The organism is Rhizobium sp. FY34, assembly GCF_005222845.1.
Classification (GTDB): domain Bacteria; phylum Pseudomonadota; class Alphaproteobacteria; order Rhizobiales; family Rhizobiaceae; genus Neorhizobium.
The window spans coordinates 1-22714 of the sequence record NZ_STFZ01000035.1 but is presented as its reverse complement, the minus strand read 5'-3'; the positions used below and the strand labels follow the sequence as shown (position 1 = coordinate 22714).

Here is a 22714-nt window from a genome sequence, read left to right as displayed (position 1 = left end):
GTAAATCTCCGGTTTGCAGTTCGCACCAGAGATTCTGATTCATTGCCGTTTGGGAAGCCCAAGAGTCGCAGTCAATGAGGACGCGTATGACCTGCCACTGCGAATTTCCTCCAGAATTGATTAGAGTCCGGCCATTCAAAGGACGGACGAATGAAGAAGCAGAGATTTACGGAAGAGCAGATTATTGCGGTTCTGAAGGAGCAGGAGGCTGGCGCGAAAGCGGCCGACCTGTGCCGCAAGCACGGGATTTCAGAAGCGACGTTTTATAACTGGAAAGCCAAATACGGGGGCATGGAAGTCTCCGAGGCGAAGCGTCTGACAGCGCTTGAGGAAGAGAACGCCAAGTTGAAGAAACTGCTGGCCGAGCAGATGTTGGATGTTGCCGCGCTTCGCGAGCTTCTTTCAAAAAATGTATGGTCCGCCTCGTCCGTGCAAGGGTTCGCGACATCGTAAATGATGATTCCAGTTGCATAAATGTATCCGGCCTCTCGCGAGTGGGCTGCGGTTGCAGCCAGGCCATGATGAGATCCGCACACGCCGTTCCCAATAAATGGTTCGGGCACGAAAGCCCGCTTTTTTGGACAGGGCTTACGGCGTGTTGATCCACTGTTTCGTCATCACTATTCCCGAGCCTTGCAATCGAACCAGGAGCGTCAGGTGAAGGCAGGGTCTCTGCGTTCGTAGAGCGCTCCTGACTTGGTCAGGACGACCCAGACGATCCGGGCCATTTTGGCGGCAAATGCGACAACAGCTTTGTTTGGATGCATTCGGGCTTGAAGACCATCCAGCCAGCTTCCCAGTCGATCCTTTGTTCGGTCGAGGTGTCGGAAGCAGGATCGGGCACCGTGGACCAGCAGTTTACGGACATACCGGTTGCCTCGCTTGCTGATCCCGAGGAGCTTCTGCTTCCCTCCGGTCGAGTATTCTCGCGGCACAAGGCCCAACCATGCGGCCAGATCACGCGCTTTCTGGAACTGTCTGCCGTTTCCAATAGCAGCAAGCAGTGCTGTCGCACCGAGAGCTCCGATCCCGGGGATTGTCATGAGCCGACGTGCAGCATCCTCTCGATCAGCGATTGCTTCGATCTCGCGCGTGACATCAGCAATCCGCTTTTCCAACTGACGCAGATCGTCAAACAGATCGTCGAGCAGTTTGCGCATTGCCGGCGAAAGATCGTTTGCTGGATCTTTGAGAGCTGCGGGCAGGTCGAGCTTGAACAGACCTGCACCCTGCCGTAGCGCCACACCATATTCGAGGCAGAACGCCCGCATCTGGTTTATCAAGCGGGTTCGTGTGCCGATCATCTGGTCACGCACCCGGTGCAAGGCTTGGAGGTCGGCCTGCTCCTCAGTCTTGAGTGCAGCAAATCGCATCGTTGGTCGCGTGGCGGCCTCAGCGATCGCCTCCGCGTCGATGATGTCACTCTTATTCGCTTGACGTATGGCTTCACAAACTGGGCTGGGATCAGCCGTACCTTGTGACCGAGTGCCTGGATCCTCCTCGCGATCCACTGAGACCCTGCGCAAGATTCCATCCCGACGATCGCCGGTGCTGCCCTCTGGAAGAACTGAAGCAACGTGTCCCGTCGGAACCGAACGCGTTGGACGACTGTACCGTCGCTCTCCAATGCGACGACGTGGAAGATGTTCTTCCCAATATCAATCCCATAGACCGCCGCGGGACGCGGTACATTGCGTTTAGGCATAGCAACAACCTCCTTTGGTTTGACCGCCTCATGATGCGGCAGGAGGACGAGGCGGACCATCCCATTAATGGTAGGGCCCGCCGCCAAGCGTGACGCCGTCGCGCATCTGAAGGCCGTCATGGGACTTTCGGAACGGCGGGCCTGCCAGATTATATCGGCTGACCGCAAGATGGTACGCTACCGATCCTGCCGACCGCCGGAAGTCGAGCTTACGAGCGAAGCTGCGCGATCTGGCCAATGAGCGGCGGCGTTTCGGATACCGACGGCTGTTCATCCTGCTTCGGCGTGATGGAGAGCCGTCCGGCGTCAATCGCATCTACCGCCTTTATCGTGAGGAAGGACTTTCTGTCCGCAAGCGCAAAGCCAGGCGTCGCGCCGTCGGCACGCGTGCGCCGATCCTCGTCGAAGCAAAGGCAAACGCCCGCTGGTCGCTGGATTTCGTCCACGATCAGTTCGCCTGCGGCAGACGCTTCCGCGTGCTCAACGTTGTCGATGACGTAACGCGCGAATGCCTGGCGGCGATCCCAGATACGTCAATCTCTGGCCGTCGTGTTGCTCGCGAACTGACGACGCTGGTCGAACGGCGCGGCAAGCCCGGCATGATTGTCTCCGACAATGGGACCGAACTGACCTCGAATGCCATCCTTGCCTGGTCGAAGGATCACAAGGTTGAATGGCACTACATCGCGCCGGGAAGACCGATGCAGAATGGATATGTCGAGAGTTTCAACGGCCGCATGCGCGACGAGTTGCTCAACGAGAGCCTGTTCTTCGGTCTCGATCATGCCCGCAGCGCCATTGCCGAATGGGCCGACGACTACAATCATTTCCGGTCGCACTCATCGCTCGGATACCAGACTCCGGCAACCTATGCCGGGACCATCGCCGCAACCGGCTCCAACACTACGCAAGATGAAAGCTTCGCGCTTCCGCCGGTTGCTCCCATCGCGCCATTTGGCGTATCAAAAACCGCCGAGGCTCTCATCTCGGTTGGGGAGGCTGATGCGCGCGATTTGTTATCACTGGAATGTTTGGTTGCGGGGGCCTGATTGCATAGAGACTTGTATGAAACCCACTTCCAGCGCCCATAGAACCGGTCTGTGGCTGTGAAGTTGAAATGTCCACCGCTTTGCAAAGTAGATTCGTCACAGACAGCACCCGGCACTGACGGGTACGGTTGTGAGAGTCATTCGGCGGATGCAGAGAACTCAATCTCATGGCAGGCCGAAATGCGGCCCCGACTTTGGGTCGGAGGATGAGCGGCACATGCTTCATGAGCATCCACTTCAGTGCCTTTAGCGGGATTCCAGCGCTGCCCAAGGAGAACAATAGCCGAAGGAGATCTCTCCTGCAGTGGCGACGCTGGTTTCCAGCGCCGGGCCTGGCTGCCGGTCGATGACGGTTACCTGGTGGCTGCCTTCGCCAGCTAGTTAGCCGTCGTGACGCCGATGACGCCCGCGCCGAGAACGATGACCTTCATGTTTCCCTCGATAATCCAAAAGACGCGGCGCGAAAGCCGGTCGGCGCACGATTGGCGTTGCTAGACCGCAGAAGCCCGGCTGCGCTCGATGTAGATCTGCCGAAGCCGGGCCGCGATCGGCCCCGGCTTTCCGCGGCCGACCTCGTGGCCGTTGATCATCACGACCGGATTAACCAGACCAGAGGCCGAGGTCGAAAAAGCTTCTACCGCATTCTCGGCCTCCTCGACCGTGAAGGGTCGTTCCTCGATCCTCAGCTGAAGATCCTCCGCGCATTGGAGAACGGCCTGGCGCGTGATACCGTGCAGGATATCAGTCGACAGATCTCTGGTCACAACCGTTCCATCCGGCGTGATGATATAGGCGTTGTTCGATGAGCCTTCCGTCACATAGCCGTCCTTGACCAGCCACGCATCGTCAGCGCCCCGTGACTTGGCCTCCATTTTTGCCATCGAGGGATAAAGGAGTTGCACGGTCTTGATGTCGCAGCGCCGCCACCGCAGGTCCTCGACGGTCACGATATGCTGGCCGCGCTCCGCCAGCGGGCTGTCGAGAAGTGATTTCTTTTGCGTGAAGAGCACCACGGTGTTCGGTGTTTCTTCGGCGGGAAAGAGAAAGTCGCGATCGGCGGCACCACGCGTCACCTGCAGGTAAACCAAGCCTTCTTCTATATCGTTGCGCCGGATCAGTTCGCGGTGGATTTCGAGCAGATCTGCATCCGTCAAAGCGAAGGCCATGCCCAGCTCACCGAGCGACCGGCGCAGGCGGCGCATATGGCCTGCAAAATCCACGAGTTTGCCTTCGAGCACAAGCGTCACCTCATAGACGGCGTCGGCGAACAAAAACCCGCGATCGAAGACGGAAACCCTTGCCTCGGTTTCAGGCAGATAGTCTCCATTGACATAAACTTGGCGCATAAGATCAACCCCAGAGAGATGCAGATGGTGGCTCCATGAGTGAGCCTTCGAAGTGGATTGGAGTGTCCCGGTCTTTCGCGAGCAGCAGTGGGCCGTCGAGATCGACATACCTGGCGTCCTGAGCCAGCAGAAAGGCAGGCGCCATGGCAAGCGACGTGCCGAGTGTGCAGCCGACCATGATGTCGAAGCCTGCTGCCAGGGCGTGCCGCTTGAGTTCAAGCGCCTCCGTGAGCCCACCGGCCTTGTCGAGCTTAATGTTGACAACATCATATTTGCCGTTCAGCCCCTCAAGGGAATGCCGGTCACGGCAGCCCTCGTCGGCGCAAACCGGGACCGGGCGTTCGATGTGCGCCAGGCCGGCATCGGCATTCGCAGGCAAAGGCTGCTCCACCATGACGACCCCAAGCCGCGCGAATTCCGGCGCGAGACTGAGATATCGTTCGAGAGTCCAGCTTCCATTGGCATCGGCGATCAGTGTGGAGTGCGGCGCTCCCGCACGCACGGCCTCAATACGCGCCAAATCGGCTTCAGAGCCCAGTTGAACCTTTATCAACGGGCGATGGGAATTCCTCGCCGCCGCTTTCCGCAGGACATCCGGTGAGGCGAGGGAAAGCGTATAGGCGGTGTTCAATCGCAAAGGCGGTGCAAGGCCAGCCAATTGCCATGCCAAAACTCCCCTTTTCTTCGCCTCAAGGTCCCAGAACGCGCAATCGAGCGCATTGCGCGCCGCACCGGCCGGCAGCCGCATTTGCAACGCGGTCCGATCAAGCCCATTCCGCAAGTCCGGTTCGATCGACTGGATCACACCGATCACGTCCTGAACGGTTTCGCCATCGCGTCCGCTGGGTCTGGATTCACCGCGTCCGCAAACCTCGCCATCGCGCAGTTCAACCCTGACGACGCGGATCTCAGTCCGCGCTCCGCGCGACAAGGCGAAGGCACCGGCGACTGGGAAGCGGTCTTCCGTGACGTGCAGCGAAAGGCCGGCGCCCGGTAGGTGTGGATTGTGTATCTCGATCATCGCCTTCGAGCCTCAAAGGATTTGTCCGAGGAAAGCCTTCGTTCGCGGATCCTGCGCATTGTCGAAGAAGGTCGAGGGTGGACCATGTTCGACGATCACACCCCGATCGGTGAAGTAAATGTGGTCGGCCACCTCGCGCGCAAAGCTCATCTCGTGGGTCACGAGGATGCAGGTCATGCCGTCGGCGGCAAGTTCCTTGATCGTGATGAGCACCTCCTTCACCGTCTCGGGATCAAGCGCCGCCGTCACTTCGTCGAAGAGCATCACGTCGGGTTGCATCGCAAGCGAGCGGGCGATCGCCACACGCTGCTGCTGGCCGCCGGACAATTCGCCGGGATAGGCGTTCTCCTTGCCCTCGAGCCGTACCTTCTTCAGGAGCGCCCGGGCGCGCATTTCCACGTCCTTTTTCTGTTGGCCAAGCACCTTGAGCGGCGCCATCATTACGTTCTGCAGAGCTGTCTTATGCGGAAAGAGGTTGTATTGCTGGAAAACCATGCCGACCTTGCGACGCAAGGCCAGCTTGTCGAGCTTCGCATCATGGACCTCCTGACCCTCGACCTTGATCGAGCCATCCTGAATATCTGCAAGCGCATTGATGCAGCGGATCAGCGTCGATTTGCCCGATCCCGACGGACCGATGATGCAGATGACGTCACCCTTCATGATGTCGAACGAAACGCCCTTCAGCACTTCGAACTCGCCATAGGATTTGCGCACATTCTTGATCGACACGATCGGCTGGTCGGCCGTCCAGGGAGAATTGTCGCTCATTGGCGGCTCCTTCAGAGTTTTACCGCGAAGCGCTTTTCAAGCGACATCGTCAGGCGGGCGATGGGGTAGCAATAGGCAAAGAAGATGATGAGCGCGAAGCCGTAGAAGGGAACCAAGAGCGACGGATGATTGCCTTCTGCCTCCATGGCCTGGCGCGTGAGCGTAATGATTTCCGTCACGCCGAGCAGGGAGACCAGCGGCGTCGCCATGGTCATGATGGCATACCAGTTCATCCACGGCGGGATCATTCGCTTGAAACATTGGGGGAGGATGATCTGCCAAAGGGTCTGGGTGCGGCTGAAGGCAAGCGATTCAGCCGCCTCCCACTGGCCACTCGGGACCGAGCGAATGGCGCCGCGGACAATCTCGGCGATGTTCGCCATGACCGGCAGGCTAAGCCCGAACACCGCCTTCATCCAATCCGGAACCGGAACGATCGTGCCGGCGATCCGAATCTCGAAGGGCAGTGAGAGCATGACGACGAAGAGCAGGACCAGCCAGGGCGAATTGCGGAACAACTGGACCATGAGCCAGGAGACGAGGCGCACGAAACGGCTGTGCGAAACGCGTCCCAGTCCGAGAAAGATGCCGGCGATCGTGCCGAACACCATCGTCAGGAAGCTGATGAGGATGTTGAGGACGAAACCCTTTGTGACGAGCAGCGGCATCCATTTCAGGAGGGTCGAGAGCAAGCGCTCCGTCGTGAAGGTCGACTGCGCCATCGCGTAGACCGGCCAAAACACGAGGACCGTCGTCAAGGCGGGAAGCACCCAACCCGGCATTGAGGCGAGCCACCGCGATAAGCCCAGCGCATCTGGCGCCGACGCGCTTAGCGGCAACAGAACCGCAAGATCGGAATGGCGCTCACGGGGCGGAAACTTGGCGATATCGGACATTATCGACCTCCACCGAAGCCGGGGATGTGGAGAGTACGCTCCCAGCGGTTCATCGCGAAGGCGAGCGCCCCGACGAGAAGGATGTAGGTGACGAACAGCACCGTCATCGCGGCGTTCTGTGCCGAGGCGTAATCGTTCCAGATCGAGACCATCTGGTAAAGCAGTTCCGGCACGGCGATGGCGATCGCCTGCGTCGTTGTCTTCACGAGGTTGACCAGGTTGTTGTTGAGCGCCGGAAGGCTCACGCGCAGCGCAAGCGGCAGCACGACATAGGCATAGGTCTGCAGCCTGTTCATGCCGAGCGCCTCGCAGGCCTCTTTCGTCGTCTGAGGGATGGCCTCGATACCGGCCCGAAAGATTTCGACATTGAAGGCGCCGGCAAAAAAGGACAGAGAGACCATCGCCCATCCGATATTCGACATGACAGGCTCCTCAGTCCAGCCGTCCGGCCCGGTGATCGTGGGCGTGAACTGACCGAGGGCGAAGTAGAAGAACAGCAGCTGGATCATCGGCGGCGTGTTGCGAAAGAGTTGGATATAGCCCTGCGTCAGCCAACGCAGGAAGGGCGACGGTGAACCTTGAGCCCACGCCCCCAGGATGCCGATGACGAGGCTGAGCGCGATACAGGCGACAGAAAGCTCGATCGTCACGGAAAGACCGCTCACGATGCGCGCCCATTGCGACGGCTCGTAGAAGAAGATGAAATTCCATTTCGGATGGGTCTGCGCGAGCCCCCTGAAGAAGCTCTGGATGGTCTCGATCATGGTACTTGATCCGCAAGGCACGGGGGACAGCCGCCGGTCGCCGGAGAACGACCGGAGGCATACGTTTCGGGTGGCGGCTAATGTGCCGGGCTATTTGGCCAGCCAGTCCTTGAAGCGATCCTGCTGCGTTTTCAGAAAGGCGCTTTCCTGGATGCCCCACTTCTTCTCGAGCTCGCTCAGGTGACCGGACTGGAGCCAGTTGAACTGCATGCCAGACATGAACCGACCGAACACGCATTCCCGTTCCGCAAGCGGCACGGCAAGCGCCCAGGGATTGTCGTTTTCGGTCTTGAGCGGCATTTCATAGTCGGCATATTCACCCAAGGCCAGATCGGCAGCGATCGAGGAATCGTCGAACACCCAGGCCATGCACTTCTTGTCGCGCAGGGCCTGCTTTGCAGCGGCATTGTTGTCGAAGGCGATGATCTTGGCGCCGTAACGCTCCTCCGTCGCCTTGTTGTGGAACGAGCCCTGCAAACCACAAACCGGCTTGTCCTTCAGCTGTGACCATTCCTTAATCCGGAGAGCCTTCGGCGCCATGATGTTCGTGCCCGACGTATAGTAATTCGGCAGCACCACGCCCACAATGTCGCGACGGTCCTTGCGGTCGCTCATCGTGGCAATCATCAGGTCGATCTTGCCCTGTTCGAGAAACTGCATGCGGTTGGAGGACTGGACGCCGACGAGTTCGAGTTCGACGCCGATCGTGTCGGCCACCTCCTTGGCCATGTCTGCTTCCATGCCGACGAGCTTGCCGTTGGTATCGATAAAGCCCCAGGGCTTCGCGTCGGATTTCACGCCCACGACAATTTTGCCGCGCTCCTTGATCTTGCCCCATGTGTCGTTCGTGCAGGCCGCATAGGCCGGACCGAGACCACCAAGTGCCGTGGAGCAGATCACCGCAGCGGAGGTCAATAGATTTGCAATCTTTCTCATGCTTCGTTCACCCTCTTGTTCTTCTGTAAAGATAGTTGCGGACGATGTTTCCCGTCCTTGAGGGCAAGTTGGCAGGCCGACTTCATTGTGGCAAATGCCGTTTTCCCATAGGTTATGCAAAAATGGCATGATGGTGCATCATGGAACTGAATTGGCTGGAAGACTTCATGGAGCTGGCGGCGGTGAGGAACTTCTCCACCGCCGCGGCCGCCCGCCACGTCACTCAACCGGCCTTCAGCCGTCGCATACGCGCCCTGGAAAACTGGATCGGCACGGAGCTTGTCGACCGCAGCTCCTATCCGGTCAAACTGACAAACGCCGGCGAAACGTTCCTCGAATCCGGCCGCGAACTGATGCGCGAGATCTACCGCATTCGGGATGAGTGCCGGCAGCAGGCGCGTGCCGGCATCGAGGCGGTCACCTTCAGCGCGCTCCATACGATTGCGCTCAGCATCTTTCCGAACCTTCTGGTGGAGATGGAAAGCCGTGCCGGCCCCTTTATCAGTCGCATGCACGCGACGGACTTCTATGATTGCGTGGAGTCTCTTGCGCTCGGCCGATGCGACATTGCCCTCTGTTACTCCCACGAACTCGGGCCACCGGTCTTGCAGACCGGGCAATTCGCTTCGAAAATCATCAGACTTGACCCGTTCTACCTCGTGAGCAAAGCGGACTCGCAAGGAAAACCGCTCGTCGATCCAGCCATATGGCCCAGTGACCAGGATCTACCCTTGGTCGCCTATTCGGCGGACTGCTTTCTTGGAAAAGTGCAGGCCCAGCTCATGCTCGACATGCAGAAAACTGGGCATAGTTTCCGGGTGACTTACGAAAACTCGATGTCGGAAGCCGTCAAGCGAATGATTCTTGCCGGAAAAGGGGTCGGCTGGCTACCGCAAAGCGCGGCAGATCGCGAAGTAGAACAGAAGGAACTCTGCCTCATCGACAACCAGCCCGTAACCCTCAGCGTCCTTGCTATCCGCAAACAGGGAGTCGGTTCGGTGGCTTTGGAACGGTTCTGGTCAAATCTCCGCGAACCTTGACAGCCACACAAAGTTTGTCCCAGGCGTTCCCCGTTGCATGACCGAAGATTAAAGCGTGTCGCATCTATTCAGCCTCATATCCTGCGGCTTTGAAGAAGTTTCTGCATTCATCGACGGAGAAGAGGCTGATAATGTCGACGAGGGCTTGTGCAATAGTGTGTTTCGGCGTGCAAAATTGACCCCATTAGCGGGGTAATCGGCGTCCAATTTTGGCTCTGACTCACTTTTGATGAATTCTGGGCGTCGGCTGGCGTTGGTTTTGCAAAAGGAATCAGCGCCATGGTTCATTCGCTTCGCCCCTCCGCAGTCGTGCCTCGAGGCTTTGTCATCGTTGAGACAGCTTCTGCTGGCGACGCGATCATACTCACTGTCCGATCCACGGATATATCCAGCGGTTGTCCAGGCTGCGGAACAAGATCGGGGCGGATACACAGTCGTTATCATCGACGCCTGACGGATCTTCCCATCGCGGGAAAGTCTGTGCGACTGGTTATTGCCGCACGCCGGTTCCACTGTGACGCAGTGCTGTGTGACCGAAGGATTTTTACCGAGCGCTTCCAGGCAGATGTCCTGGCGCCGTGGGCGCGCCGTACTGCGCGGCTTGATCATATCGTCCATCATCTCGGGCTTGCTTTGGGTGGGCGACCGGCGGCAACTATCGCCCGCAGACTGATGGTGCCGGTCAGCAACGACACCTTGTTGCGCGTCGTCCGACGGCGAGGCACCCCGCGTTTCATTCCGCCAACGGTGATCGGCATCGACGACTGGGCGTGGCAGCGCAATCAACGCTACGGGACGATCATCTGCGATCTCGAACGGCGTAAAACCATTGCACTTCTGCCGGACCGAGAGCCGGCAACCGCTCAGGCCTGGCTTTCGGATCAGCATCAAATCAATATTGTCGCCCGCGACCGCGGCGGCGCCTACGCCGTTGCTACGGCAAAGGCGCTGCCAGAGGCAACCCAAGTGGCCGATCGATGGCATTTGATGGAGAACGCCAGTCGGGCATTCCTCGACGCCGTCCGCAATTCCATGCGCCAGATCAGAACAGCGATCGGGTCCGCAACGATCAATCCGGAGCTGCTGACTGCCGCTGAGCAGATCCAGTATCAGGGATATCTTCATCGAGAAGATACAAACACCACGATTCTGGACTTGGCCAAGTCCGGTGTTGCAATCAAAGAAATCGTTCGTCGCACCGGGCACAGTCGTGGCCTCGTCAGGCGGGTGCTACGCGGTCAGCGATCCGACGTGTTCCGCGTGCGGGAGAACTCGCTCGAAATTTATCTGCCATGGCTCGATGCTCAATGGAGTGCCGGTCACCGCAATGGCACACAGTTGTGGCGCGAGTTGTCACCCAGGCTTTCAGGGCTGTATCGGCCTGTTGTCGCTCGCGATCTCAATCGCGTCGCTTGTCATCGCCGTCGTCTTGGGGTTCACCTCAATCGATGGCTGAAGTGGCCGACTTCAGAGACGGGAAAATCTGAGAGGGCCAAAGTGGCCCTCTTGGTGTTTTTCAGCGCTAATGGATAGGCTGGCAAATATTACATTTGTAATGGTCACCGCCTATACAATCAATAAGTCTCCCTTATCGATTGTTTTATTATCATGATCCCAAAATTTACTCCGTATTGATGATATTTTAATAATTTCGATTATCGCCACTCCATCGAGCGCCTGGGCATCGAACAGCGCCTTGACCAAGGCATCAAGTCCGTCCCTGTTTTCGTTCAGAACCTCGACGGCCCGTGCGAGCGCTTTCTCAAGCCGCGCATGAATGCGAGCCGCCAGATCCGGATTGCCATCGAGCACAGCGGTGGGATCCTTGTCATCACGGTAGAGCAACGGCTGGATGGCGCCGAAGCCGAGGCTGCGCTCAATTGCAAGCGCGAGCTTCGTCGCCCGCGCCAGATCGCTGTCATCGGAGCCACCCGATCCCGCCGAGACATTGCCGACCACGATCTGCTCGGCAGCCCTGCCCGCCATCAGCATGGCGAGCATGTCCTCCCGATAGCCGAGCGTGTCACTGCCGGATGCGGTGAAGCCGAGCTGGCTGTAGCCACCACCTGCTGCCGTATCGATGTTGAGGCCATGGATCGGACCGAGCCTGAGAGCATAGTGAACGACCGCATGGCCGGACTCGTGGATCGCAAAACGCCAGCGCAGATCGTAGGGGACCATCGGCCGGTCCATCCGGATGCCTTCCTCGATGTCTTCGTAACGGATCGACCGCTTCTCACGACGCGCCTTCAGCCGTGCCTGGCGAACGATCCGCTCAATGTCGGCGCCTGTCAAACCCATGGCGCGGGTCGCCAGCCGGTTCAGGACCGCCTGAACGGCGGCGTGAGGCATGGCGGGTTCAATGTGCGTGGATGTGGCGGTCATTTTGCTGCTCCTTTCCGGACTTCGTCGGAACGAGGTTCGTCATCATCGTTGTTATCGGCCTGCCCGTCGAACACCGACGGTTCTTCGGTCAAAGCGCCGGCATCCTTTGAACATCTCTCCCCGGCGTCAGTGCTCTTCGACCCAGCCTCGCTGACCAGTGCCGCAACATCATCACCGAGATGGTGGGCAAAGATTTCCGCGAGCGTGGCGACATCGGGCATGGGGATTTCGATGTGGGTCTCCAGTCGCCCCGAGCGCTTTATCGCGTCATCGATCTGGTCCGGCCGATTGGTGGCACCGACGATGACCAGGCCTTCGCTCTTCACCACACCATCGAGCAGTTCGAGCGCTTTGTTGACGACAGTATTCCAGTAGTCGCCGTACTCCTGCTCCGCTGGCTGCCGTTTGCCGATGCCGTCGATCTCGTCGATGAACAGGATCGACGGCGCCAGCGCGCGCGCCTCGGCAAAGGTCTTGGCCATCTTGTCGATGACATCGTTGAGATGCCCGCCCTGCAGCCAGGTGGAAACCGAGGTGACAACCAAGGGAACCTGCAAGCTATTGCACAGCGCCCGGGCAAACGTCGTCTTGCCGGTCCCCGACGGACCGTAGAGCAGAAGTTTGGTGCTCATGTCCGCCCAGGCAAGCGAGCCTGCCCGGTAGTCGGCCAGATCCACTTTTAGATCCAGTGCCCAGGTCCTGGCCTTGCCGTAGCCGGACAGCGTTTCGACCGTCAGCGACGGGCGGCCGGGCGCAATGGCTTCATTCATCGGCTCCGGCTGAATGACCTCGGCGCCGGATGGCTTGTCACGCTTCCAACCACCGCCGCTGTCCTTTCCGGACGAGGTTTTCTCTGACGAGGCCGCACCCTGCTTCGGTTTCGATGCCTTGCCGGTGTCTGCGGAAGCCGGATCGTCTTCGCCCTCATCGCCATCCCGGGCAGCGATGCGATTGCGCTCGGTGAGCGACGCCAGCACCGCGATCACTTCAGGGGCACTCCGCCCAGGCCGGAAGGCGAGCACGACATCATCGATCGTCAGGTAATGCGCATCGTAGGCTTGTCGCCACTGCTCCAGCGCGGCGATACCGCTGGCGCCATGCATGGCTTCGATCATCGTACTGACGAACGCGTAATCGAGCCAGCCGGTGGCCAGATCGATGTCGGCGGCAATGGTGATCTCGGACGGAATGGACTCCGACTTTTCTGAGATCGCGACAACGGGATAGTCACGCGTCAGGGCATTGACCAACCGTCGCTGCAGTGCCGCCCCGCCAATGCGCCGGACGTTGTCTCCAATGAACTGGATATACGTCCGACCAGGACTCCCCGACCCTACGAAGCTTGAGTCGTCGTAGACATAATCCCCATCAATGCCGGTCAGTGCGCCACCAGGGATGAAGCCGGGCACCTCGATCAGCCGCCGCATGGCCTGCTCGAAGCCTGCCATCGGTGCATGCAGGGAAACGACTGGCGCCGACATGGCAGCAGCGCGAGCGATCTTGGCGAAGGGCTGATTGCTGTTTTCGATCGCACGGGAAAGCACGAGGGCGGCGACGATGTTGCTGACCAGTGGCGGCTTCCCCGCCCGGCCGACCAGGCCGACGGCGTACGCGCTGTGCGCATGATCAGCGGCAGACATGTATTCACCGGTTCCGGCCTGCGTCCCTCCGGACGGAAACGGCGCGAGGAATGCTGGAGGCCTGCCCTGGGTGACGACGATGTCGGATGGCTGTGGCGGCGGCAGAAGGTAGCCGCCAAAATTCCGGCGTAGCCACGCCAGATCCTGATCGCGATCTCCGGACAGACGGGACGTATCGAATGCCGGTGCATAGCGGCGCATGACATGGCCGCCGATCTCGACGATCTTCATGTGCAACAGGCCATTGCGATGCGCGTTGCGCTGCGCCTCGCGGCGGGCGATGCGCTCCAGGCGGCGGACGAGCAGACGGGACAGCTTATTCATCGATCCGGCCCTCCGTCGTCCTGGCGATAATTGCCGTTTTGGGATCGGGCGACGGGGTCGTCGTCGGCTTGCGCCGCTTCAAGCTGCCCGGCCCTGCCTGGCGGCGCTCTCGGATCATGCGGCGACCGGGGCGGGACGTAGCGCGATACAGTTTGACGGGATCCGGCGAAGACGATGCCACGAGATCGCGGTTGCGCCCGGCGAGCCAATCGAGCAACAGGCGGCAGGCCGGATTGCCGCTGTCGGCATGCGCCCGCAGTCGGTCGGTGATCGCATCCGGCACGGTGCCGGTAAGACAGTCGCCCTCCCGAACATGGCCGAGCGCCAAACCGATCAGCGCAGCCGGATCGTCGGCAGGTGTGTTCACACGACTGGTTCCGGGATAGCGAAGGACAGCGCAATGCGAGCGATGGCAGGCGAGGTTCGATGAGGCAGCGGACGAGATCGCCTCGCAACGGATGCACGGTGGCACATCCGGATGGGTGTCGGAAGACATGGAAACTCCTTGACCGAACCGCTTAAGGTTCGGCGCCAATGAGATGAAGGAAGGATGAGAAAGCCACGGCCACTGGCCATGGCGGTCACGACCAATGCCTGACGGCGAGCGTCAGGGCACGGCGTTCAGGCCATCAGGACACTTGGATCAGTGCGCCGCCGGACGACGGGCATAGCCGACGCGGAAGAAGATCGGCTTCGGCGCGTCATCCTCGATCTCTTCGCACGGCCCGAAATTTTCTTCGCCGAGATCATCATCACCCGAGCGGGCAGCCTGGTCTTCTTCGAAGGTCCGGCTCGGCCCGTTGAGGTTGATCCGCGAGGGCATGGGGACTGACGAGGGGCCGACCACTTCGGCCGCAACGGTCATGGCCGGCTCGTTCGCACCGATCGCCTTGCGCGCCTCAACTTCGAGAAGCTGCTGCACACGACGACCGAAGCGCAGGCGCAGTTCTGCCATGCAGGTGGCGACACCATCGATCTCCAGAAGGTCGTCAATCTCGGACAGAGCCCAGACACCATGGGCATGATCGCTCGGGCGGCTGGCACCATCGACGATCGCGACTTCCACCGCATCGACCATCAGGCGCTTGTGGTTCTTGTAGAGCCAGTCCGGCAAGACCATGGCCGAGGCCATCATCTTGATCTTCAGCTCTTCGAGGCGGCTCGTATCGCCGTAGGAAGCGAGTGACCGCTTGAGGTCGAGGATGTATGCCGTGTGCCGGGCGCGGTTCACGATGATCAGGTCCGGGGTATAGCTACCTTTCGCCGGTGCCTCGCAATCGAGCTTTACGCCATCAAGGCTGGTCCAGTCGTTTCCGGACAGGGCTTCCATCGCTGCTTTGACGAGCGGCAGCTTCAAGGACTGCGTCAGGACCAGGATGCTGGGGTTCGCTTTGGCGAGGCGGTCGACCGCCTGCTCTAACAACTTGCCTTCCCGGAACGACACGGCGCGCACCAGCGAAGCGATGTTGACGTAGTGGCCAAGGATCTCGTCTTCGGTCGGCTCGCCATCGACGATGGCAGCAATGGCGCGATCGATCAGCAGATCAAGATCGGCCTCGACATCGGCGATGCGAACGAGATGCGGATGACGACGCAGGACCGCTGGCTCGTGGACTGAAGCCACAGCCTGAACCGCGTTGCGGCCGAAGCCGAGCGGGCGCGGGCGGGATGCGGCAGCCGCGGCGGCTTCGCTGTTAAGAAGAGAACGAATAACTTCCCCAGTGGGGGTCGTGGAGGTAAACGTGGTCATAGCCCGATTCCTTTCGCAAGAAGGCTTGAGGGTCAGGCCCTTGTCGATGTTAGCGCATCGGCAGGGGCCGCTTTGTTCCGGCCATCCGGAACGTCCGCAACCTGGCAGGACCCGAGGCCGGGCTCAAGGACCCCACAGCAAAAAAGAGAACAGGACCGGAACAAGGTTAACGCCGGGCTCACGACCGCCGTATTGCGGAGATCCGTGGATAGTGCAAAAGCCGACGCCACGACCGCAATACCCCCCGGCCAAATGCCGGGCAAAACAAAGGGCCGACAGGCGGCCCTTCAAGCTTCGGTTGGAAGGCCGGTCAAACGGCCTGCCGGATTGTGGGTCGCCTCACGCCGTCATGGCCGGTGATGAGGACGCTTCATCCATCGATGTTTCGTCCGCAGACGTTTCGACAAAGTCGCCAACCGCGGCTTCCGGCGCCAATGGCGGAACCTTCGCGAGCGGCTTGCGGACCTTCGGCGTTTCGCGGCTGACCGTCATCATGCCACCCGTCGCCGCCTCGAGAGCGTCACCGAAGCGCTCGGCAAACCGATCCGGATTTGCATCGACCTCGACCGGAGCATCAACCCGTTCCGCTTCGGCTTCAGGCATCAGTTCAGCCGCGTCGCCGACCGCTGCGACGACTACCAGGTCATCGGCCGGTGCCAGCGGCCACTTGGGCTTGCGATCCTTCGAGATCGCCCATTCAAGGACCGGCAACACCTCCATATGAAGCCAGCCGCGCAACTCGGCCATCTTTGGCCAGTTTTCCTTCGCGCCGAGTGTTACAAGCACATCCGCCACCCGGCCCCACTCGCTATCCTTCGGGAACTCGATCGGGCAGGCGTTACGCCGCGGGTCATTGATCGGCTGGACGAACATGGCGAGGTTTTCCAGCTCAAGACGAGCAATGCACGCAGGATCGTTGATCTCCTTGGCCAGCGTGTCTTTGATGACCCGCGGCTTTTCCAGCGCCGCCTTGATGATGTCGCAGATCATCTTGATCCGTGCGATGAGGAGTTTAAGGCCATCGCGGGTCTTGATCGCGATCAGCGCTTTCAATCCGGTCACACCACCCGCCGCGAACACGTCTCTGCGAGCGCCCTTGTCTTCAGCCTCCTCGCCATTGGCGACAATGTCTTTCACGTCGGAGACCCGAAGCTGGCCATGCTCTTCCGCATGGGCGATCGCCTCCCGGATCTGTTCATGCGTTGCATGGGCGAGATGGAAGAGCGCGGTAGGGCCGACCGACAGGTCGACCAACTCGTCCCGGAAGTCACTGAGATTACGGAAGACGGACATGTAACCGCGCGCGGTGCGAGGGGCGATGCCACAGCGGTTCTTGACCCACTTGTCGAAGACTCCCTCGTACAGAAGTACGGCGGCTTCATCCAGATGATTGCCAATTTCAAACGTCTGCTCGGTGGTGCGACGGCCGAGATCGAAGATCCGGGAAGCACTGGTTTCGAGCCGAGCGCGAAGGTTCGAGTCGATCCCGAGCTTTTCATAGTGACGGGCGAAGGCGGCAGGCAGGGTAGTCTTGGTGGAGTGGCTGGTACTCATGATAAACCTCGTTGATTACTGATACGCATCGTACGACGAATTCAACATCGAACACATGTATTATCGCCTCAATCAACCGGTATGTCAAAACAACGAGTCCAGACTCCTTAAGTCAAACTTCTGATTTACTTATTTTAATACACACAATACATCTAATGAAGGCTCAAAACGTCGCATTTTGATCATGCAAAATAATTTTTGCTTTGGAAGTTACTTAGCCGCGCTCCGGCCCTCTCGGAGGGCATTTCGACCGATATCGTGTCGGGATGCGATGGCGAGTGATGAACCGCGCGATCTACAGGCACTCCGTACGTGTCGCGCGTGGATGACGGGTGGCACGCTGGCATGGCGCAGTCAGACAGCGCGGCTGGCTTGATTTAAGGTCGCCGGGACGTCTTCTTGAGTTGCCCGCACGTCGAAACAAATTGCGCATCGTTGATTCCAGGTTCCGGGTTTTTGATTCAGAACACTGAACAATCGATTCATCGCACGCCGTTCGTGCCGGACACGTCATCTCGACCTGTCTCAACGTGCCCTCAACTCACCTCAAGTTGCGCATCTTTGATTCAGAACTCTGGGAGAACGATTCATAAACCGGGATTTCCGATTCCGGGTATACGGCATTGCCGGTGAGACGCCGGTCTGGCAATCATGCTGAGAGGCCTATGGGAGCGGCATCGTGCCAAGGAAGTCAGACGAGATTCGCAATCGCGAACAGCGCGAGCGTCAGCAAAAGCTGCGCGAGGCCGATCGCAAGGCCAAGCGCCCCGATCGCGATGACGTGGCGCGCACGGCGCTCTTCATGGCAATCTCCAGCATGGTAGCCAGGGGCGCGACTGATGCTCTGGAGGAATTTCAGGATCGGGTGGTCAGGATGCTCGTCGAACAGGGTTTTGACGAGCACGCGTCCGATGTGGTCTTCGAGGAACTCGTCGCCAAGTACCGCACGGGCCAGTCGCCGTTCCGCCGCAAAGTTCACCTTCTCCATCCGGACGATCCCGATCAGGAAGCCTGAGGCCGCGTAGATCATCCATCTTGTCGATCCCCCTCTCCAGTCATCAACCGATGCCGGTCATTGCCTGACGGCGTCTGCAAGTTCTGACACGTTTCCCCCCGTTACTTCATAAAACGGCGTTCGATCCTGAATCGGATTTCCAGAAGATTGATGGACGTGCTGGCATGACCACTGAACGCCCACAGGCCTACGAGCAATGGCCAGACAAGCACCAACCGGTGGCTTCTCTCTCCGTAAACTTTTAATGGAATTGCTCATCTGTTCTTCAGCATCATCACAAAGAAAGTCGCGTGCGCTGCTGCGGTCCTGTTGATTGCTGGCTCTTCTCGAGTCATACGATCAGTTAGCTGAGGCAAATGCCAAGGCCGGAATGCGCACCAGCGGGAGCCTCTTGCAAGGACGAAGTTGGGAGCAAAGTTTTTTTTGGAAACGACATCCTGGGACGGACAACGCAAGAACAACTCCCGGCGCCGCTCCTCACACCGATGTGAGGCAGAGGTGGTAACAATCAATATGTGCTCTGCCGCGGTATCGGGAAACGACCGGCAGTACCATGAGCGACTGTATCGACGCAGCCTGCAGTACCTTATCCGTGTGGTGCGCTTTAAGCAGGTATTTCAAGAGGGATCGAGGGCGAGCGGGCGCCTGAGGGATCCAGTAGTGGCAAGCGCATTCCTTCAAATCCACTCTGGACCCGAAGGACAGTACCGTGCAGACACCCACCACCCTTGCTCCCACCCTCGGAGCAATCAAACCCCGTTACCTCAACGACGCCGTCAAGGATACGAAGTCTCGTCTGTATTCCGGACCGGCTGTCATCGCCTCCATCACCGGCGTGACGTCGTCACAGGCATCTGATTCCATCCGTCAGGTTCGCTACGGCGCACGCTGGCTCGACCTCTCATACACCCCGCCGATCAAAAGAACGCGCGGTTACGAGATCGAGCAGGCACTCCGCTTGCACGGATACATCGGGCACTGGCGCCTGCTTCCTGACCAGCCGACGCTCGCCGCTTATCTGAATGCCCGTACCGGCGCTGAGCGCGATCACCCCTGCGTTGTTTTTCTCAGCACGCACTGCGTTGCCGTGAGCGGCGGTGTGTTCTGCGATGTCTTCAGCCGCGGTGAGGTAGTCGACATCGACGACGCGAAGGGCCGCCGCAAGAAGGTCAGCCGCGTCCTCGTGCTGACCAAGCGGATCGCACCTTCGCCGATTGCCTCCAGGCAGCCGGTACCCAACGCGGCAAAGGCGGGTGCGAACAGCAGTGTCGACCGGCTTTTTCGTGCGGCGATCAAGGCTGAGACGGGAGCACTCCGCGTCAAGATCACCCCGAACGAAGTTTTCATCGTCCGCGCTGACGAAGCCGGCTGGTATTGGCTGGGAAGCCGGGATGGTGTCGAGGACCTGATCCTGCGGCCGAACTCGGATGGCCGCCTTCGCGGCGATACCGAAGAGGCTGCGGCCTACCGCAAAGCTATGGGCGAGTAGCCAGGCCGACGAGACGAGCTTGCTCGCGGCAATTATTGCCATGAGCAATCCCCTTGGTCTGGGCGCGCTCGCACCTCCGGCGCCCCCAATCGCGAACTGCCGCTGGGCCATGATGGCCTGGTGGCGGGCCCGGGCTCCCAAGCCCGGCGCCGCTTGCTACGATGTCCCATCAGTTTTCACATTCAAACGGAGTTATCCGATGACCAAACGTGTCCTGTTTTACGCTCGCAACGCCACCAACACGATCCACAACGCGTGCTTCGATACCCAGAGGCATTTCGCCAAGATCTTCATCAAGGAGATGGGCTGGAAGCTGATCCTGACTTGCCGTGATGAAGACATCGGCGAAGTCGTCTTCACCGCGCAGCCCGGTATCCACAAACTCCTTTACGAGGTTGACCATGGATCCGTCGATGTCGTCCTTTGCCACACGCTGGATCGTCTGTGCTCGAGTTTCACCGATGCAGTACGGCTGCTGCATGATCTCAACGCCAAAGGCATCGAGCTTTGGGCGGCGGACCCCGGCATGCGGATCAAGACCAAGGAGCTGGTCGAGTACTATTGCACTGATCCGGGTAGACCGCTCGGAGGTGGTCGCCATTTCGAGGCGAAGCCCGATGACCTCTATGACGTGGAACACCTTGTCCGCCTCTCGTACGGATACCGCTATACGGGCGCCTACAATGCCGATCGGCGGTATATCTTCGGGTTCAAGGTCCTGGATCCCGAAGCCGCCGACGTCGTCCTGCGGATTTTCCAGATGTACGCCGACGGGATGTCGCCGGCAAAAATTGCGGCAGTCCTCAATACGCAAGGGGTCCCAAGCCCCCACGGCCGGATGTGGCGTGAAGCCACAATCCGCGGAAGCAGTACTCGTGGAACCGGCATCCTCAACAACGACAGCTATCTCGGCCGCTCCTGGGTGCCCGGCCGGGACTACCACGACTACGCGCTGGCCCTGCAGATCGTCAGCGATGAACTCTGGCGCCGCGTGAAGCTGCGCCAGGAATTCTCGGCGCGGCGTGCGGCTTAAGCGCCGCATCGCTTTCTGACAGCAGGCCGGGAAGACCTGCATCAACTGGCCGGCGCGGCCGGCCAGTTTCACAATGACAAGGTTTGACAAGGAATTCAGCACATGCCCAAGACTGTCGTGTTTTATGCCCGCTACTCCACCGACCGCCAGCACGAAGTCTCGATCGAGACCCAGATCGAACTTGGCGAAGCCTTCGTCAAGAGGCAGGGTTGGAAACTGGCTGCAACCTATTCCGACGCCGCCATCAGCGGAACCAGCTATCAATCGCGCCCCGGGATTCAGAGCCTGATCTCGCATGTCAAGCGCGAGCGCACCGATGTCGTGCTCTGCGTCACCGTCGATCGCCTGTCGCGCGACATGGAGCACAGTGCAAAAATCCTCAAGGAGCTTCGCTACCGTGACGTCGAGCTTTGGACCGTCCACGCCGGCACACCTGTTACCGACCTGGAACTGGCGATGCGCGCAGCCCTCAGCCACGAGATGGTCGAACAGATCCGTTACCGGACGCGCGAAGGCATGAAGACTGCTGTGCGCAAGGGCAAGGCGTCGACTTGCCTCGCCTATGGCTACAAGCTCTCGCAGCAGCGCGATGAGATGGGCGACCGCATCCGCGGCCAGCGCGATATCGATCCTGACAAGGCAGAGATCGTCCGGCGGATTTTCAGGCTCTACGCCGACGGCATGTCGCCACGCGACATCGCGCAACTGCTGAACAACGAAAGCGTTATCGGTCCACGTGGCAAAAAATGGCGCGACACTGCCATCCGCGGACATGTCCGCCGTGGCACCGGCATCCTCAACAATGAGAGCTATGTCGGCCGCATGGTCTGGAACAAACGAAACAACCGCAAGGACCCGACGACGGAGAAGCGGACCGCGCGACCCAACGACGCCACCGAATGGGTGCTCAGCGACGTGCCGCAGATGCGCATCGTCTCCGACGAACTGTGGAGCCGTGTCAAAGACCGGCAAAAAGAAGTCGGCGAACTGTTCGATTTCGGGCAGAGCAACCGGCTCAACGCAACACACCGGCCGGAGTATCTTCTGAGCGGCATGCTTGAGTGTGAAGAGTGCGGCGGACCCTACGCCATCTCGGGCAAGGATCGCTATAGCTGCACGAACCGCAAGAAGCGCCTGCCGATCGATGAGCTTGGTGGCGCCTGTTGCGGGAACAGCAAGACGATCACCCGGCACGAACTCGAGGAGCGCGTGCTCAACTGCCTTCCCGTCGCATTCTTCTCGACAGGCATCTTCGACAAGCTCTCGGCTCAGATGATCGCTTTCGAAACGGCCAAGCTCAAACGCCCGCAGTCAGATCAGGACCGGATCAAGCGGGATCTGAACGAACTGGAGCGCAAGCAGCAGAACATCATCCAGCAGATCACAGACCGGGCCGTCGAGGGTCGACCTCGACTGCTGGCATTAGATGACACGCTCGACAAACTTGAGAACGACCGGCTTTCGCTGACGAAGATGATTGCAGAGTTCGACACATCCGAGCCCGATATGCTCGCGAAGATTGAAGACCTCCGCCGACGCCATAATCCGGAGCAGACAGCAGTCTGGATGCGCAACCTCATGATGATGGCACGTGGGAACGGAAACGAACATGCCAAGCGTGGCTTGATGCCAATCGTGGGTCAGCTCGTGCAGACCGTGGTGATCGGTAAGACACCCGGCCATCAGCCGGCATCCCTGCAGGTCCACGGACTGATCGCCGCCATCTTCGCCCAGATGGATGTCATGGACCTGATGGAACAGCAGTTCGTTGCCGCCGCGCAGAACGATTTCGTTGCCAGGATCGCGTCTGGCGAGATCGATACGGAGCAGAAACGCAAAAAGCTCCTCGACCGTTATGGTGAGGAGCTTAAAAGCAAATATCTGGAATGGTCGAATTTACAAGTGTCGGTGGTTGCGGGGGCAGGATTTGAACCTGCGGCCTTCAGGTTATGAGCCTGACGAGCTACCGGGCTGCTCCACCCCGCGTTATTTGTTT

16 protein-coding genes, 1 tRNA gene and 5 pseudogenes are annotated in these 22714 nt (G+C 59.5%); 7 read left to right on the top strand and 15 right to left on the bottom strand.

From position 1 onward, the window contains the following. Nucleotides 1-150: 150 nt before the first annotated feature. A pseudogene (locus tag E8M77_RS21160) lies at nucleotides 151-408 on the top strand (transposase); the annotation flags it as partial. A gap of 245 nt (nucleotides 409-653) precedes the next feature. On the opposite strand, the pseudogene E8M77_RS21155 reads toward E8M77_RS21160, so the two are convergent. After that, a pseudogene (locus E8M77_RS21155) lies at nucleotides 654-1705 on the bottom strand (IS110 family transposase). Nucleotides 1706-1772: 67 nt separating this feature from the next. Between E8M77_RS21155 and E8M77_RS21150 the strand changes: the two are divergent. Then, nucleotides 1773-2754: pseudogene (locus E8M77_RS21150) on the top strand (IS3 family transposase); the annotation flags it as partial. Between the two features lie 190 nt (nucleotides 2755-2944). On the opposite strand, the pseudogene E8M77_RS21145 reads toward E8M77_RS21150, so the two are convergent. The 7 genes and pseudogenes from E8M77_RS21145 to E8M77_RS21115 all read right to left on the bottom strand — a co-directional run. Beyond that, a pseudogene (locus E8M77_RS21145) lies at nucleotides 2945-3131 on the bottom strand (D-amino acid dehydrogenase); the annotation flags it as partial. A 114-nt stretch (nucleotides 3132-3245) separates the two neighbouring features. After that, entirely contained in the window at nucleotides 3246-4100 is an 855-nt protein-coding gene (locus E8M77_RS21140; RefSeq protein ID WP_137132617.1) for a D-amino-acid transaminase, read from the bottom strand. 4 nt (nucleotides 4101-4104) lie between these two features. Continuing rightward, complete coding sequence (gene dgcA / locus E8M77_RS21135) at nucleotides 4105-5121, bottom strand: N-acetyl-D-Glu racemase DgcA (RefSeq protein WP_137132614.1); 1017 nt, start codon at nucleotides 5119-5121, stop codon at nucleotides 4105-4107. A 12-nt stretch (nucleotides 5122-5133) separates the two neighbouring features. Beyond that, the gene (locus tag E8M77_RS21130) at nucleotides 5134-5892 is read right to left on the bottom strand and encodes an amino acid ABC transporter ATP-binding protein (RefSeq protein WP_137132613.1); all 759 of its coding nucleotides are present in this window, start codon (nucleotides 5890-5892) and stop codon (nucleotides 5134-5136) included. Nucleotides 5893-5903: 11 nt separating this feature from the next. Beyond that, complete coding sequence (locus tag E8M77_RS21125) at nucleotides 5904-6788, bottom strand: amino acid ABC transporter permease (RefSeq protein WP_170975957.1); 885 nt, start codon at nucleotides 6786-6788, stop codon at nucleotides 5904-5906. Further along, entirely contained in the window at nucleotides 6788-7552 is a 765-nt protein-coding gene (locus tag E8M77_RS21120) for an amino acid ABC transporter permease (RefSeq protein WP_137132612.1), read from the bottom strand. Before E8M77_RS21120 ends, E8M77_RS21125 begins: the two co-directional genes overlap by 1 nt. Nucleotides 7553-7642: 90 nt before the next feature. Further along, the gene (locus E8M77_RS21115; protein ID WP_137132611.1) at nucleotides 7643-8488 is read right to left on the bottom strand and encodes a transporter substrate-binding domain-containing protein; all 846 of its coding nucleotides are present in this window, start codon (nucleotides 8486-8488) and stop codon (nucleotides 7643-7645) included. Nucleotides 8489-8628: 140 nt separating this feature from the next. Between E8M77_RS21115 and E8M77_RS21110 the strand changes: the two genes are divergently transcribed. Further along, entirely contained in the window at nucleotides 8629-9528 is a 900-nt protein-coding gene (locus E8M77_RS21110) for a LysR family transcriptional regulator (RefSeq protein ID WP_137132610.1), read from the top strand. A gap of 279 nt (nucleotides 9529-9807) precedes the next feature. Further along, a pseudogene (locus E8M77_RS21105) lies at nucleotides 9808-10878 on the top strand (ISL3 family transposase); the annotation flags it as partial. Nucleotides 10879-11094: 216 nt separating this feature from the next. Here the strand turns inward: E8M77_RS21105 and E8M77_RS21100 are convergent. From E8M77_RS21100 to E8M77_RS23965, 6 genes are all read right to left on the bottom strand, one after another. Further along, nucleotides 11095-11913 carry an ATP-dependent Zn protease gene (locus E8M77_RS21100; RefSeq protein ID WP_137132609.1) on the bottom strand — a complete coding sequence of 273 codons (819 nt, stop codon included), beginning with the start codon at nucleotides 11911-11913 and terminating at the stop codon, nucleotides 11095-11097. After that, nucleotides 11910-13877, bottom strand: coding sequence for an ATP-binding protein (locus E8M77_RS21095; protein ID WP_137132608.1), 1968 nt, complete (start codon nucleotides 13875-13877; stop codon nucleotides 11910-11912). Before E8M77_RS21095 ends, E8M77_RS21100 begins: the two co-directional genes overlap by 4 nt. Then, nucleotides 13870-14373 (bottom strand): hypothetical protein, encoded by a 504-nt coding sequence (locus tag E8M77_RS21090; protein ID WP_137132607.1) that lies wholly within the window; start codon nucleotides 14371-14373, stop codon nucleotides 13870-13872. Before E8M77_RS21090 ends, E8M77_RS21095 begins: the two co-directional genes overlap by 8 nt. A 147-nt stretch (nucleotides 14374-14520) precedes the next feature. Further along, nucleotides 14521-15627 (bottom strand): hypothetical protein, encoded by a 1107-nt coding sequence (locus tag E8M77_RS21085; protein WP_137132606.1) that lies wholly within the window; start codon nucleotides 15625-15627, stop codon nucleotides 14521-14523. A 339-nt stretch (nucleotides 15628-15966) separates the two neighbouring features. Continuing rightward, a complete protein-coding gene (locus E8M77_RS21080; protein WP_137132605.1) occupies nucleotides 15967-17181 on the bottom strand; it encodes a hypothetical protein in 1215 nt (404 codons plus the stop codon). Nucleotides 17182-17872: 691 nt separating this feature from the next. Then, a complete protein-coding gene (locus E8M77_RS23965; RefSeq protein ID WP_170975956.1) occupies nucleotides 17873-18211 on the bottom strand; it encodes a hypothetical protein in 339 nt (112 codons plus the stop codon). Between the two features lie 694 nt (nucleotides 18212-18905). Here E8M77_RS23965 and E8M77_RS21070 point away from each other — a divergent pair. The 3 genes from E8M77_RS21070 to E8M77_RS21060 all read left to right on the top strand — a co-directional run bounded on the left by E8M77_RS21070 (nucleotide 18906) and on the right by E8M77_RS21060 (nucleotide 22671). Then, nucleotides 18906-19685: a hypothetical protein gene (locus tag E8M77_RS21070; RefSeq protein WP_137132603.1), complete on the top strand. Its 780-nt coding sequence runs from the start codon at nucleotides 18906-18908 to the stop codon at nucleotides 19683-19685. Continuing rightward, nucleotides 19624-20718, top strand: a complete 1095-nt coding sequence (locus E8M77_RS21065; protein ID WP_348639912.1) for a recombinase family protein — start codon at nucleotides 19624-19626, stop codon at nucleotides 20716-20718. The genes E8M77_RS21070 and E8M77_RS21065 overlap by 62 nt, the downstream gene beginning before the upstream one ends. 102 nt (nucleotides 20719-20820) lie before the next feature. Then, entirely contained in the window at nucleotides 20821-22671 is a 1851-nt protein-coding gene (locus E8M77_RS21060; RefSeq protein ID WP_137132615.1) for a recombinase family protein, read from the top strand. Here the strand turns inward: E8M77_RS21060 and E8M77_RS21055 are convergent. Continuing rightward, nucleotides 22628-22704 (bottom strand) — tRNA-Met (locus tag E8M77_RS21055). The genes E8M77_RS21060 and E8M77_RS21055 overlap by 44 nt on opposite strands. Nucleotides 22705-22714: the final 10 nt, after the last annotated feature.

What these genes read in the sequence shown, in the direction of transcription:
- E8M77_RS21140 (WP_137132617.1), bottom strand. Translation starts at nt 4,100, where the DNA reads ATGCGCCAAGTTTATGTCAATGGAGACTATCTGCCTGAAACCGAGGCA.
- dgcA (WP_137132614.1), bottom strand. Translation starts at nt 5,121, where the DNA reads ATGATCGAGATACACAATCCACACCTACCGGGCGCCGGCCTTTCGCTG.
- E8M77_RS21130 (WP_137132613.1), bottom strand. Translation starts at nt 5,892, where the DNA reads ATGAGCGACAATTCTCCCTGGACGGCCGACCAGCCGATCGTGTCGATC.
- E8M77_RS21125 (WP_170975957.1), bottom strand. Translation starts at nt 6,788, where the DNA reads ATGTCCGATATCGCCAAGTTTCCGCCCCGTGAGCGCCATTCCGATCTT.
- E8M77_RS21120 (WP_137132612.1), bottom strand. Translation starts at nt 7,552, where the DNA reads ATGATCGAGACCATCCAGAGCTTCTTCAGGGGGCTCGCGCAGACCCAT.
- E8M77_RS21115 (WP_137132611.1), bottom strand. Translation starts at nt 8,488, where the DNA reads ATGAGAAAGATTGCAAATCTATTGACCTCCGCTGCGGTGATCTGCTCC.
- E8M77_RS21110 (WP_137132610.1), top strand. Translation starts at nt 8,629, where the DNA reads ATGGAACTGAATTGGCTGGAAGACTTCATGGAGCTGGCGGCGGTGAGG.
- E8M77_RS21100 (WP_137132609.1), bottom strand. Translation starts at nt 11,913, where the DNA reads ATGACCGCCACATCCACGCACATTGAACCCGCCATGCCTCACGCCGCC.
- E8M77_RS21095 (WP_137132608.1), bottom strand. Translation starts at nt 13,877, where the DNA reads ATGAATAAGCTGTCCCGTCTGCTCGTCCGCCGCCTGGAGCGCATCGCC.
- E8M77_RS21090 (WP_137132607.1), bottom strand. Translation starts at nt 14,373, where the DNA reads ATGTCTTCCGACACCCATCCGGATGTGCCACCGTGCATCCGTTGCGAG.
- E8M77_RS21085 (WP_137132606.1), bottom strand. Translation starts at nt 15,627, where the DNA reads ATGACCACGTTTACCTCCACGACCCCCACTGGGGAAGTTATTCGTTCT.
- E8M77_RS21080 (WP_137132605.1), bottom strand. Translation starts at nt 17,181, where the DNA reads ATGAGTACCAGCCACTCCACCAAGACTACCCTGCCTGCCGCCTTCGCC.
- E8M77_RS23965 (WP_170975956.1), bottom strand. Translation starts at nt 18,211, where the DNA reads ATGATCTACGCGGCCTCAGGCTTCCTGATCGGGATCGTCCGGATGGAG.
- E8M77_RS21065 (WP_348639912.1), top strand. Translation starts at nt 19,624, where the DNA reads ATGGCCGCCTTCGCGGCGATACCGAAGAGGCTGCGGCCTACCGCAAAG.
- E8M77_RS21060 (WP_137132615.1), top strand. Translation starts at nt 20,821, where the DNA reads ATGCCCAAGACTGTCGTGTTTTATGCCCGCTACTCCACCGACCGCCAG.